Genomic DNA, 13,169 nt, shown 5'->3' with positions numbered 1-13,169 from the left:
TCGTCGAAAAACTACCCGATTATAGGGTCGGGGAAGGTAAAATAGGGCAATCATGGATGATCGTGCCCGTACCCTTCTTAAAGCATTAATCGAACGCTATATCGACGACGGTCAACCCGTCGGCTCGCGTACGCTCTCCAAACTCTTTGACCTGTCCCCCGCGACCATCCGCAATGTGATGGCTGATCTCGAAGAGCTTGGTCTGATTCACAGTCCCCATACCTCGGCAGGCCGGATTCCTACCCCACGCGGTTACCGGCTGTTTGTCGACACGATGCTCACTGCACAGCCCTTTGAGTTAGCTTCCACGGCCAATGTTCGCGAATTGCAGTCGGCCTCTGATCCTTCACGTGCGGTCAACGCTGCGGCCTCTATGCTCTCGAGTTTGACGCAATTTGCCGGCGTGGTGTTGTCGCCGCGTCGTGCCCAGGTGTTTAGACAGATCGAATTTATTCGTTTGTCAGAAAAACGGATTCTGCTGATTATTGTGACCCCCGATGGCGATGTGCAGAACCGTATTTTGCTGACGCCTCGGGACTATAGCAACACCGCACTCATCGAGGCCGCAAACTTCTTTAATCATAATTTTGCGGGCAAGTCCTTTGCGGAAGTGCGTCAAACCCTCTCGCATGACTTGGCGCGCCTTCAAGAGGATATGTCCCGCTTGATGCAAGCCGCCGTCGAGGCAGGTGCCCAGGCCGCCGACGAAAGCGAAACCGTTGTCATTTCAGGCGAGCGCAAATTGTTGGACGTCAATGAATTGGCCGGTGACATGGACCGCCTACGAAAAACGTTTTCTCTTTTTGAAAAGAAGACTGATCTCATGCAGTTGCTTGAGGTTTCGAGCCGTGCGCAAGGCGTACAAATCTATATCGGGGGCGACTCCGAGCTCGTCCCTACCGAGGACTTGTCGGTTATTACAGCACCCTACAGCATCGATGGTCACGTTATTGGCACACTGGGCGTGATTGGTCCGACCCGTATGGCCTATGAGCGTGTGATTCCCATCGTTGATATCACCGCGCGCTTACTTTCCAGCGCGCTTAGCCATCACCCTTCCGAACGGTATTAGCATGCGATTTTGGCCCGAACCTAAGCGCGCACGCGCTGATGGCAAGCGTTTCCTCACTTGGCCGGAGCCTTTCGTGCGCCCGCGCGTCGGTGTGGTGTTGGTCAACCTCGGCACGCCCGAAGCCCCAACCGCCCCAGCAATCCGCAAGTATTTACGCGAGTTTCTGTCGGACCCCCGCGTCATTGAGATCCCCAAGTTACTGTGGTGGCCTATTTTGAATGGCCCGATTTTGCTGGCGCGTCCGCGCAAGTTGGCGCCGCGCTATCAAAGCATATGGATGGAGGGCGGCTCGCCGCTATTGGTTTACACGCAGCGTCAGACCGCTGGGGTGCAGCGCATCTTGTCAGACCGTGGGCTTGACGTTCAGGTTGAGACCGGCATGCGCTATGGCAAACCGTCTATACAGAACGCGATGCTCAAGCTGCGCGATAGCGGTTGTGAGCATATTTTGGTGGTACCTATGTATCCCCAGTACGCTTCCAGTACGACGGCTACCGTCGTCGACGAAGCCACGCGCGTGGCGGGCCATATGCGCAACCAGCCTGCTTTGCGGTTTGTTAAGAGATTCCACACAGACCCAAGGTTTTTACAACCATTAGCCGATAAGATTTCGGCGCTTTGGCAGGCGCAAGGTCGTCCGCAAAAGTTAGTGATGAGTTTTCATGGGTTGCCGCGTCAATGCGTGGATATGGGCGACCCGTACTGTCGCGATAGTTACGAAACGGCTCGCGCGCTGGCCGCGTTATTAGGCCTAAATGACGACCAGTATTTAGTCACTTTCCAGAGCCGGTTTGGTCCAGCCAAGTGGCTTGAACCTTACACTGAGCCCACGCTCGAGAAGCTGGCGCAGCAAGGAGTGACAGAGATCGATGTTGTGTGTCCTGGCTTCTTGGCGGATTGTCTTGAAACACTTGAAGAAATCAGTATTGAAGTGCGCGAGACCTTCCTTCATGCGGGGGGTAAGCAGTTTCGTTACATCCCTGCATTAAACGACGATCCAGCTTGGATGCTCGGCTTGGCCGATTTGGTGGAGTCGCAGTTGCAAGGCTGGCCGACTCGCCTGGCTAAGTAAAAGTTTGCTCGTCATGAATTTTTAGTCAATGTTCGGCTAAAAAACGACCGAATTTTTCCAGAAACTGTGTTTTTTGACCTTGAATCTGAGGGGATTGCCCCCAACTTTGAGTCAACCAAAGCATTTTCTGGAGAAATTCAATGACCGCTCACCAAGATCCGACTGCCAACCAATCTGGCGATTCGTCGTTCGACAAGTCGGCTGAGCATGGCGCCGCACAGGGGCAGTCTGACGCAACCGCCCAAGCAGAGGCGCAACCGCTTGATCCGATTGCGCAACTGCAGGCCGAGTTGGTGACTGCTCAGGCACAGCTTTCTGAATACAAGGACCAAGTGCTGCGTGCGCACGCCGAGATGGAAAACGTTCGTCGTCGGGCCCAAGACGAAGTCTCCAAGGCACGTAAATTTGGGATTGAGTCGTTTGCTGAGGGGCTTGTGCCGGTGAAAGACAGTCTTGAAGCCGCGCTAGCCCAGACCGAACAGAGCACCGACGATATGCGTGCAGGGATCGAAATGACGCTCAAACAACTGGTGAGCGCTTTCGAGAAAAACCATTTGAAGGAAATTGCGCCCTCGGCTGGAACCAAGTTTGATCCGCATCAGCACCAAGCAATAGCGACTGTTCCTGCTGAACAAGAGCCCAATACTGTCGTGCAGACCTTGCAAAAGGGTTATTTGATCGCTGATCGTGTATTGCGCCCGGCACTCGTGACCGTATCTTCCTAGTCTTGAAATTGTTCGACTAGCCCCCAATTACGAAACATCTAAGCATTTAAGTTTTAAAGCATTCCCCCTATTCTGATTTCTTTAAAGGTAATTCACCATGAGTAAGATTATCGGTATCGACCTTGGCACGACCAACAGTTGTGTTGCCGTCATGGACGGCGGTCAGGTCAAAATTCTCGAGAACGCAGAAGGCGCTCGCACGACTCCCTCAATCGTCGCTTACATGGAAGACGGTGAGACGCTCGTTGGCGCACCTGCAAAGCGTCAGGCAGTCACTAATCCTACCAACACACTCTATGCCGTTAAGCGCCTGATTGGACGTAAGTTCACGGAAGACGCGGTGCAGAAAGACATCCACTTGATGCCTTACAAAATCGTCAAGGCTGAAAACGGCGATGCCTGGGTTGAGGCACAAAACAAAAAGCTCGCACCCTCGCAGGTTGCTGCAGACGTTTTACGCAAAATGAAAAAAACTGCCGAAGACTTCTTGGGCGAAGAAGTGACCGAGGCCGTGATTACCGTGCCTGCGTACTTCAACGACAGCCAGCGCCAAGCGACGAAAGACGCAGGCCGTATTGCTGGTCTGGATGTCAAGCGGATCATCAACGAGCCAACCGCAGCTGCGTTGGCCTTCGGGATGGACAAGTCAGAAAAAGGCGATCGCAAGATTGCTGTGTTTGACTTGGGCGGCGGCACGTTTGATATCTCGATTATCGAGATCGCAGATGTGGACGGCGAAAAACAGTTTGAAGTGTTGTCGACCAACGGTGATACGTTCCTGGGCGGAGAAGACTTCGACCAGCGCATCATCGAATACGTCATCGCCGAGTTCAAGAAAGAGCAGGGTGTTGATCTGGGTAAAGACGTTTTGGCACTACAGCGTTTGAAAGAAGCGGCTGAAAAGGCCAAGATTGAGCTGTCCTCAGCCCAGCAAACTGAAATCAACTTGCCCTACATTACTGCTGATGCTTCTGGCCCCAAGCACTTGAACCTCAAGATGACACGCGCTAAGCTCGAGTCGCTAGTGGAGGAGTTGATCGCTCGCACCATGGACCCTTGTCGCATCGCGATTAAAGATGCAGGTGTGAAAGTCGGTGAAATCGACGACGTGATTTTGGTCGGCGGCATGACACGTATGCCTAAGGTGCAAGAGAAGGTCAAAGAGTTCTTTGGTCGCGAACCACGTAAAGACGTGAACCCTGACGAAGCAGTTGCAGCCGGTGCTGCAATCCAGGGCTCGGTATTGTCTGGTGATCGTAAAGACGTGTTGTTGCTCGACGTGACGCCGTTGTCGCTTGGTATTGAAACGCTTGGTGGTGTGATGACCAAGATGATCACCAAGAACACGACCATCCCGACCCGGCACTCGCAAGTTTTCTCGACCGCGGATGATAACCAGCCAGCCGTGACCATTAAAGTGTTCCAGGGCGAGCGCGAAATCGCCGCAGGTAATAAGACGCTCGGTGAGTTTAATCTTGAAGGTATTCCACCCGCACCACGTGGTACGCCGCAGATCGAAGTGACGTTTGATATTGATGCGAACGGTATTGTTCACGTCTCTGCCAAAGACAAAGGTACCGGCAAAGAGAACAAGATCACCATTAAGGCAAACTCGGGTCTGACTGAAGAAGAAATTCAGCGCATGGTGAAGGATGCCGAGGCAAATGCCGAGGAAGACCACCGTATGGCGGAACTGGCTTTGGCGCGTAACAGTGCTGACGGCTTGGTCCACGCGACACGTAAGTCGTTGACAGAGTATGGCGACAAACTTGAAGCTGCTGAAAAAACAGCAATCGAAGCAGCCATCGCTGAAGTTGAAGAAGTCTTGAAGAACGGCGCCGACAAGGCTGCGATTGATGCCAAAGTTGAAGCGCTTTCCACGGCTTCACAAAAACTTGGCGAGAAGATGTACGCCGATGCACAAGCAGCGCAAGCTGCGGCGGGTGGTGCCCCTGGCGGTGCAGAGCCAGGTTCAAGCAAGCCAGCGGATGACAACGTTGTCGATGCCGAGTTTAAAGAAGTCAAACGCGACCAGAAGTGATCGCCTAGACGTCAGTAGCAACCGCCCGGGACTCTTTTAGAGCATCCCGGGCAAGCTTTTTCTGTTTCACCTTTTGACGAGCCTGAGATCATGGCAAAACGCGACTTCTACGAAACCCTTGGTGTGGCCAAAAACGCTTCGGATGATGACCTGAAAAAGGCTTATCGCAAGCTAGCGATGAAATACCATCCCGACCGTAATCCGGATAGCAAGGAGGCCGAAGAGAAATTCAAACAAGCCAAAGAGGCGTATGAAATTCTCTCCGATGAAAACAAGCGTGCGGCCTACGACCGCTATGGGCATGCGGGCGTTGACCCGAATGCTGCAGGGATGGGTGGTGCGGGCGGTGCTGGCTTTGGTGATGCGTTTGGTGACATCTTTGGTGAGATTTTTGGTGGTGCGCGTCAGCGAGGCGGTGGTGGCGGTGGACCTCAGGTATACCGTGGCGCAGATCTGAAGTATTCGATGGAAATCACGCTCGAGCAGGCGGCCGCCGGCTTTGATACGGAAATCCGCGTGCCAAGCTGGGAAAACTGCGAGGTGTGTAAAGGGAGTGGCTCTAAACCCGGCACCTCGCCTAAAACCTGCCGTACTTGTGGCGGTTCAGGTGCCGTTCGGATGCAGCAGGGCTTTTTTAGCGTGCAGCAGACTTGCCCAACATGCCATGGTAGTGGCAAAGAAATCACGGACCCTTGCGTGTCGTGTGATGGTGTGGGTCGTACACGTCGTAACAAGACGCTGCAGGTCAAGATTCCAGCTGGTATTGATGACGGAATGCGTATTCGCTCGTCAGGAAACGGCGAGCCTGGCATCAATGGTGGGCCATCCGGTGATCTGTTTGTTGAGATTCACATCAAGCAGCACAAGATCTTTCAGCGGGACAATGACGACTTGCATTGTGAGTTGACGATCCCCTTCACCACAGCGGCGCTAGGTGGCGAGATTCAGGTTCCTACGCTCAGCGGCAAGGCTGAGATTTCGATTCCCGAAGGTACACAGTCGGGGAAAACTTTCCGCTTGCGTGGAAAGGGCGTCAAGGGCGTACGCGGCGCGTATCCCGGCGACTTGTATTGCCATGTCGTGGTCGAGACGCCAGTCAAGCTTAACGACGCTCAAAAGACAATCTTGCGACAGTTCGAGGCTTCGCTTGGCGAGGGCGGTGAACGCCACTCGCCGCAAAGTAAGTCCTGGACAGATCGCGTTAAGGAGTTTTTCTCCTAAAGTCGCCTGCAGCCACACTGCTAAAGTTTTGTGGCTGCACATACTTACGTAACGCCGCATTAACTTGTTCAACAGTCAGTGCGGCAACTTTCTTGTCGGACTCGGCTGACCATTTGAAATCCCGGCCGGTGTCCATGTAGGTTATCCAGCCGGTCACCAGATTCGCGTCTTGCGCGCGAGAGAGTTTGCGGTAGTTCAACAAAGCGGCGATCGCTTCTTTCACTTCCGTCTCGGTAAACCCGTCTTTGAGGGCACGCTCGAACTCCTCGCGAATCCCAGACTCAATGCGGACCCTGTTTTCCGGTGCAAAGATTGCATAGACCGACAACGAGCCGCTTTGCTCGAAGGACGAGACACTCAGGCGGGTGCGTACATTGTAGGAGAGGCCATCCTTCTCGCGAATACGCATCCAGAGCCGAGAGGTCTCGGATCCACCCAACATAAAGTTTGCCAAAGATAGTGCCGTGAAGTCAGGATCAGTGTCTTGCAGCTTGAGCATACTGCTCGCGATGTAGAACGCATTGGCTTTGTCAGGCGTTTCCGCTTGCATTTGGGCCGGCTTAATGTCTCGGTAGGGCTCAGGCGTTCTCTTATAGGCAGCGCCTGCATTCCATTTGCCAAGCGCTTGTACAAGCGTCTGCTCGAGTTTGGCTGCATCGAAGGCGCCGACCGCTGAGGCTGACGTTTGCGACACACCAAAGAATTTCTGATGGTATGCGACCAACTGCTCTCGTGTCAGTCCAGCGACGGCCGTCAAAGACTCCTCGAAGCTTGGCGTGTAACGAATATCGTCTTTTGGCCAAGGGTTGCTATGGCGAGCGAGCATGCGCGAGGCGATCGCGTTGGGCTCAGTCATAGAGCTCTTAATGCTTGTGGTCGTTTTGCTTACGTATTCGTCGAGCTGCTCTTGGGCGAAGTTTGCCTGTTGTATGACCTCAAGCACAAAACTTGTGAGCTCATCGATATGTTTTGCAGTGGTTGACAGCTGTATGACAAGGCCGCCGCCCGCCCCCGATACGCCGACCTGCCCGCCCAATGCGTCGATACGGTCAGTGATTTGCTGGCGTGTTTGTGTTGGCGTTCCTTTCAAAAGTAGTTCCGCCACAGCAATGGTGTTTAAACGTTGACCCTTGAGTGAGTCGACGTCACCGAACTGCATTTGAATGGCGACGTTCACGCGATCACCGCGAGACTCTTTGGGCAGTAGGGCGAGTTGGAGCTTACCCTTCTGCAAGGCTACGGTTTTACGTTGCGTACGTGCATCAATATTGTTTGGGTCCGGATCAAATGCGGATGCTTGCTTCAGACCCGTATCACCGGTGTAATCTTTTAATTCCTCTTGTAAATTTGGCTTGCTGAGCTGTGGAGAACGGGTTGGCTTATCCGTAGGGATATAGACGCCTTCTGTGCGATTGGATTGCACCAGAAAGCGCTCGGCAGCCAGCTGAACATCCACCAGCGTGGCCGCACGAATACGATCGCGAATCACAAAAAATAGACGCCAGTCACCGAGAGCGATGGCTTCCGTGAGCGTGGCGCTTATCTTTTGTGGATCGCTGAAACCTTGATCCCATGCTTTAAGCCATTGGTTACGCACGCGCTCGAGCTCCTCAGTGGTGAAGGGGTGCTTTGCGATGCTTTCAATCGTTGCGGTCAGTGTATTGAGCGCTAGCGCTTGATCCATGTCTGTTTGTAAGTTTGCACCAAAGATGACGCTGCCTGGCGCAGTTCGATCCATCGTAAAAGCGAACACGCCTGCTGCTAATTTATTTGCGACGAGTGCCTTATAAAGTCGGCCCGAGGGCGTGTCACCAATAATCATGCTGGCCAGATCCAAGGCAGCAAAGTCTTTATGCGCAGCCGATGGTGTGTGGTACATCGCGGCGACAAGAGGCGAGCCGCCAGTGCGGCGTAGCGTCACGCGACGCTCGCCATCTTGAGCGGGTTCAACGGTGTATTCGGGGGGGAGCTTTCGAGTTGCCTTGGGGATACTGCCAAAAGATTGAACAATATCTTTTAATGCGGCCTCTGGGTCGAATTTCCCGGCGATGACTAATACGGCGTTATCGGGTTGGTAGTATGTTTTATAAAATTCACGTAGCTTTGGGATGTCGACGTTTTCTACGTCAGAACGCGCACCGATGGTTGTCTTGCCATAGTTATGCCACTCGTAAGAAACGCCTAGCATTCGCTGCATCAGGATTCTGAAAGCGTTGTTCTCGCCATTTTCCATTTCATTTCGCACGACCGTCATTTCTGTGTCGAGATCTTCGCGTTTGATGCTTGCGTTAATCATCACATCGGCTTGCCACGATAAATACCAAGCCAGCGTTGCTGGGTTTGACGAGAAGCTTGCGTAATAGTTGGTGCGGTCGACCGTGGTCGTACCGTTTGCTTGCAAGCCGCGTTTGGAAAACTCCGCCAGCGCATTCGGCATATTGGGTGTTCCCTTGAACAACATATGCTCGAGAAGGTGGGCCATGCCTGATTCGCCGTAGTTTTCGTGACGCGATCCCACTAAGTACGTCATGTTGACGGTTGTGCTGGGTTTCGAGTCGTCCGGTGCCAGCAGGATTCTTAGGCCGTTCGCATTCAGGCGGTATTCTGTGACACCTTCCACCGACTGCAGTGCGGTGACCCCAGCAGGTGGATTAGCAGCCCATCCACTTGCACTAAGCAGAACCAGCGCTACGCCAGCTAAAATATTTTTTAGAGCGCTAAATTGGTGCAACATACGGGCATTCCTGAAAGGGAGTGGAACCGGTTGGAGTGTCCGGTTCGTAATAGGTTCACTTCGAAAGCAGTCGCATAGCCTGTTCGATGCCTGAGACCGTCACCGGGAACATCTTGTCTTGCACGATATTGCGAATCAGGGCAATCGACTGACGGTACTGCCAGGAGGCTTGCGGTTCGGGATTCAACCAGACGGATTTGGGCCAAGCACTTACCATGCGCTGTAGCCATTCCGCGCCGGGCTCTTTGTTGTAGTGTTCGACCGAACCGCCTGGTTGCAAAATCTCGTAGGGGCTCATGGTAGCGTCTCCAACAAAAATCAAACGCCAATCTGCATTGAACTTACGCAGAACATCCCACGTTTCGAAGCGTTCCATCTGACGTCGTCGATTGGATTTCCATAGATGCTCGTAGGGGCAGTTATGGAAGTAATACACCTCGAGGTTGCGGAACTCGCTACTTGCCGCGGAAAACAGTTCCTCCACACGAGCGATGTGATCATCCATGCTGCCACCCACGTCAAGCAGCATCAACACTTTGACGTTGTTATGACGTTCGGGCACCATCTTGATATCTAGATAGCCCGCATTGCGGGCGGTGCTGGTGATGGTGTCACCCAAATCTAGTTCAAAGTCCGATCCTTCGCGGGCAAAGCGCCGTAGTCGACGCAGTGCCACTTTAAAGTTGCGTGTGCCCAGTTCAATTGAATCGTCATAATCACGAAAATTGCGCTCGTCCCACACCTTGATGGCCGAGCGCCCGCCGCCCGAGCCACCCACGCGGATGCCCTCAGGGTTGACTCCACCATTACCAAACGGCGAAGTACCGCCTGTACCGATCCATTTGTTACCGCCCTCATGACGGGCTTTTTGCTCTTCGAGTCGTTCCTTGAACATCTCCATGAGCTTGTCCCAGCCGTGCTTTTCTAGTTTTGCTTTTTGTTCTGGTGTGAGGTTTTTTTCAAGCTTGCTGATGAGCCAGTCCAGAGGAATTTTTTTACCCGCGGGTAGCTTCTGCTCTAGGTTTCGGTAATACGTTGCAAAGGCTCGATCAAAACGGTCGAATAAGGTTTCATCCTTGATCAGCGTGGTGCGCGAGAGAAAATAGAAATCCTCTAGTGTGGGCGGCATGATGGGACTCGACAGCGCTTCGAGCAGTGTCAGATACTCTTTGACCGAAACCAGAAGCTTCTGGCTGCGAAGGTGATAAAAAAAATCAACCAGCATGGCGTTTAAGTTGGTAGGTCAGGTGATCGCGCACTTCGGGCCATTCACCCGCGATGACGCTGTACATAACGGTGTCGCGCACTGTACCGTCGCGCCGCAAAGCATGGTGGCGCAGGATTCCGTCGAGCTTTGCACCGAGTCTTTCAATGGCGCGTCGCGAGGCATAGTTGAAGTTATCGGTACGCCAGCCGACGACCGCTGCACCCAAGGTGTCAAACGCGTGTGTCATCAGCATGAGTTTGCATGCCGTATTGACGTACGTACGTTGACGACTTTTTGCGTACCAGGTGTAGCCGATCTCGAGGCGCGCCACGGCAGGGACGATGTCGTGGTAGCTCGTACAGCCGATGACGGTTTCGGTTGACTCATCGATGACGGCGAATGCGAGCCGAGTGCCTTCTGCCAGAGCTGTATCGATGTAGGCAGCCGTTTTATCCGGTTCGGGAACGGATGTCACGCGCAGCGTCCAGAGTTCACCGTCGCGCGCCGCGGCTTTCAGGCCATCAAGGTGCTGATGGCCGAGCGGCTCCAGCCGCAGGCCGTGGCCACGCAATGTGCAAGGCGCGGGCGCAACACGAAAAGTTTGGGAAACCGCCATGCTTAAGATCCCGTTGGACGACGCGTGCTGTTCCGTGTGACAGCGGCTAGACGCTCGAGTAGTTGAAGATCTTGTTCATTTTTGAGTAAGGCACCGGCAAGCATAGGGATCGATGTCGCCGCGTGTGCATCGATTTCGGCGGCTGTCACATCCTCTGCGATCAAGAGGCGCAGCCAGTCCAAAAATTCAGACGTCGATGGTTTTTTCTTGAGGCCTGGCGCTTCACGTAACGCAAAAAACGTGTCGAGTGCCGCGCGCAAGACTTCGGCGTGCAGGTTAGGGAAGTGCACATCGACGATGCTTCGCAGCGTGTCGCGATCGGGAAAGCGGATGTAGTGAAAAAAGCACCGACGCAAAAAGGCATCTGGCAAGTCTTTCTCATTGTTCGAGGTGATGATCACCAACGGGCGGTGCCGAGCCTTAATCGTTGTGCGCGTTTCGTAAACATGGAACTCCATTTGATCGAGTTCGCGCAGCAAGTCGTTTGGAAACTCGATATCGGCTTTGTCGATTTCGTCGATTAGCAAGACAACAGGCTCGGGCGAGTCAAATGCTTGCCAAAGGACGCCCTGCATGATGTAGTTCCGGATGTCTTTGACCTTCTCGTCGCCGAGCTGCGAGTCGCGCAGGCGCGATACGGCGTCGTATTCGTATAGTCCTTGATGGGCTTTAGTCGTCGATTTGATATGCCATTGAAGCAAAGGCCGTCCTAAGGCGCTTGCGACCTCTTCCGCAAGCATCGTTTTACCGGTTCCTGGCTCGCCCTTGATGAGCAAAGGTCGCTGAAGCGTCAGTGCAGCATTAACCGCTAGTTTCAGGTCATCGGTGGCCACATAACGGGCTGTGCCATCGAAACGGGTGGTCAGGTCTGAAGCGGGGTGAGCGTTGGTCATCGGTGGCTAAAATGATAAGAGGATGGGGTGATTTTGTTGGAATTGAAAGTGTAATTTCCCCAATTATCGTACAATCCTCACGTTTTGCGGCCGGGATTTGATCCCGGGTCATTTCCCTGCCAGACCAAGAGTCCAATATGAAGTTTTCGAACACTACGCTAAGCTTATCAAAGGGTCTTTCGCACCAGGCCGTCACGCTTGCGCGCCAGATCGCTACCGCGGCGGTTGCCGCCACCTGTCTGCTTGCTCTGCCAGCATCGGCTGCCGACGAGCCGAAAGGTAACGTTGAAGCCGCCAAGTCCAAGGTGTCCATGTGTATTGGCTGCCACGGCATTGTCGGTTACAAGGCAAGTTTTCCGGAGGTCTACTCGGTGCCTAAAATCGCCGGACAAAATGACAAGTACCTTCAGGTAGCCTTGCGTGCATACGCTTCGGGCGAACGCACACATCCCACGATGGATGCCATTGCTAAAAGTCTGTCGGCACAAGACATCGCTGACTTAGCTGCCTATTACTCTTCGCTCAAATAATCGGGGGCCCCTATGAAACTCACTTCGCTCGCCCTTGGTTCAGTTGTATTGTTTGCTGCGGCTGCGACGAGCCATGCCGCCGACTTGGCTGCTGGTAAAGCTGTCTGGGAGAAACTGAACTGCGCATCTTGCCATGGAGCAGATGGCGCCAAGTCTATCGATCCGTCCTACCCCATCCTCGCTGGTCAGCATGCTGACTTTTTAGTGCAAGCGTTGCGCTCGTATCAGCGCGGTGCTTCGGGCGCTCCTGCTTCGGCAAACGTGCGCAAGAACGCAGTCATGGGTGCGTTCGCTAAGCAGTTGTCTAAGCAAGACGTCGACAACGTGTCGGCTTGGTTGGCTGCTCAGCCCAGTCCACTCGCGGTTCGTCGCTAGTTGTTCAGAGGTCGGTCGTTAATCTCGACTGACCCGCTGACGAATGAGTTCAATATAGGCATCGCTGTCCAGCGCTTTGCCTAGCCTCTGAGATTCCCACACGACCGTACCTAGGCATTCCATGATCTCATGTGTGGCCTCGTGTTGATTTGTGCGCGAGGCAAGTTTGTCAAAGGCATCGCGAATTCCCCGCGGATGGTCAATCGACAGTTGCTCTGCAATGGCGAGGTGCATCGACAGATGTAGAAAGGGGTTTGTTTTTCCTTCCTCTACATTGAACTCGCGAGCCATAGAGTCCGGCCGTTCTAAGGCGTCGTGGTACTCGGGATGTTGCTCAATCCAGTCCAACGCAATCGCTTCGAGTGGGCTCAGAATTTGCTGTGTTTTGTGTTTGTTCCATGCGTCGATAAAAAACTGACGAACTTGATCGCGGGATGGGTTAAACATGGGTGCTACCTGATAAAACGAGGGGGTGACCGCTAGTCTAGCAAGTGGAGCCCCGAGGCAGGCTCGAAACAACAGTGATGATCTTTTTGGGGGCACGAATGTCGCAAATTCACCAAAAAACTCCCTTATTTAGTGCAAAACTAGGGCATACCCTGATGTATCGACGTCCAGTGTCGTGCAGAATCCTTTGCATGCAGGTGAGGGGACATTACTCTGCGGGCGTAAAGCTTGTGGTG

12 protein-coding genes are annotated in these 13,169 nt (G+C 53.5%); 7 read left to right on the top strand and 5 right to left on the bottom strand.

Features of this window, described 5'->3' with window-relative positions; translation table 11 throughout:
- Positions 1–52: 52 nt before the first annotated feature.
- The 5 genes from hrcA (at position 53) to dnaJ (ending at position 6,131) form a co-directional block, all read left to right on the top strand.
- Positions 53–1,072, top strand: a complete 1,020-nt coding sequence (gene hrcA / locus KZZ10_RS13320) for a heat-inducible transcriptional repressor HrcA (protein ID WP_259662014.1) — start codon at positions 53–55, stop codon at positions 1,070–1,072.
- 1 nt (position 1,073) lies between these two features.
- Positions 1,074–2,144 carry a ferrochelatase gene (gene hemH / locus KZZ10_RS13315; RefSeq protein ID WP_259662013.1) on the top strand — a complete coding sequence of 357 codons (1,071 nt, stop codon included), beginning with the start codon at positions 1,074–1,076 and terminating at the stop codon, positions 2,142–2,144.
- Between the two features lie 140 nt (positions 2,145–2,284).
- Positions 2,285–2,869 (top strand): nucleotide exchange factor GrpE, encoded by a 585-nt coding sequence (gene grpE / locus KZZ10_RS13310; RefSeq protein WP_259662012.1) that lies wholly within the window; start codon positions 2,285–2,287, stop codon positions 2,867–2,869.
- Positions 2,870–2,966: 97 nt separating this feature from the next.
- Positions 2,967–4,910 carry a molecular chaperone DnaK gene (gene dnaK / locus KZZ10_RS13305; RefSeq protein WP_259662011.1) on the top strand — a complete coding sequence of 648 codons (1,944 nt, stop codon included), beginning with the start codon at positions 2,967–2,969 and terminating at the stop codon, positions 4,908–4,910.
- 90 nt (positions 4,911–5,000) lie between these two features.
- Positions 5,001–6,131: a molecular chaperone DnaJ gene (gene dnaJ, locus KZZ10_RS13300; protein ID WP_259662010.1), complete on the top strand. Its 1,131-nt coding sequence runs from the start codon at positions 5,001–5,003 to the stop codon at positions 6,129–6,131.
- On the opposite strand, the gene KZZ10_RS13295 is transcribed toward dnaJ, so the two are convergent.
- Genes KZZ10_RS13295 through KZZ10_RS13280 form a run of 4 tightly spaced genes read right to left on the bottom strand, consistent with a single transcriptional unit; the run spans position 6,112 to position 11,581 of the window.
- Entirely contained in the window at positions 6,112–8,865 is a 2,754-nt protein-coding gene (locus KZZ10_RS13295; protein WP_259662009.1) for a M16 family metallopeptidase, read from the bottom strand. The genes dnaJ and KZZ10_RS13295 overlap by 20 nt on opposite strands.
- A 55-nt stretch (positions 8,866–8,920) precedes the next feature.
- Positions 8,921–10,090, bottom strand: a complete 1,170-nt coding sequence (locus KZZ10_RS13290) for a vWA domain-containing protein (protein ID WP_259662008.1) — start codon at positions 10,088–10,090, stop codon at positions 8,921–8,923.
- Positions 10,080–10,688: a GNAT family N-acetyltransferase gene (locus KZZ10_RS13285; protein ID WP_259662007.1), complete on the bottom strand. Its 609-nt coding sequence runs from the start codon at positions 10,686–10,688 to the stop codon at positions 10,080–10,082. Before KZZ10_RS13285 ends, KZZ10_RS13290 begins: the two co-directional genes overlap by 11 nt.
- A gap of 2 nt (positions 10,689–10,690) precedes the next feature.
- On the bottom strand, positions 10,691–11,581 hold the full coding sequence (locus KZZ10_RS13280) for an AAA family ATPase (protein ID WP_259662006.1): 891 nt from the start codon (positions 11,579–11,581) through the stop codon (positions 10,691–10,693).
- A gap of 137 nt (positions 11,582–11,718) precedes the next feature.
- Here KZZ10_RS13280 and KZZ10_RS13275 point away from each other — a divergent pair, with 137 nt between their 5' ends.
- Both KZZ10_RS13275 and KZZ10_RS13270 read left to right on the top strand, forming a co-directional pair.
- Positions 11,719–12,111, top strand: coding sequence for a c-type cytochrome (locus tag KZZ10_RS13275; RefSeq protein ID WP_259662005.1), 393 nt, complete (start codon positions 11,719–11,721; stop codon positions 12,109–12,111).
- Between the two features lie 12 nt (positions 12,112–12,123).
- Positions 12,124–12,486: a c-type cytochrome gene (locus KZZ10_RS13270; protein ID WP_259662004.1), complete on the top strand. Its 363-nt coding sequence runs from the start codon at positions 12,124–12,126 to the stop codon at positions 12,484–12,486.
- An 18-nt stretch (positions 12,487–12,504) separates the two neighbouring features.
- Here the strand turns inward: KZZ10_RS13270 and KZZ10_RS13265 are convergent, their stop codons facing one another.
- Positions 12,505–12,933, bottom strand: coding sequence for a DUF1841 family protein (locus KZZ10_RS13265; RefSeq protein ID WP_259662003.1), 429 nt, complete (start codon positions 12,931–12,933; stop codon positions 12,505–12,507).
- Positions 12,934–13,169 lie beyond the last annotated feature (236 nt).

The organism is Zwartia hollandica, from assembly GCF_019923725.1.
Taxonomy (GTDB): domain Bacteria; phylum Pseudomonadota; class Gammaproteobacteria; order Burkholderiales; family Burkholderiaceae_B; genus Zwartia; species Zwartia hollandica.
The sequence above is the reverse complement of the archived record's forward strand: the minus strand, read 5'-3'. Positions and strand labels throughout refer to the sequence as shown.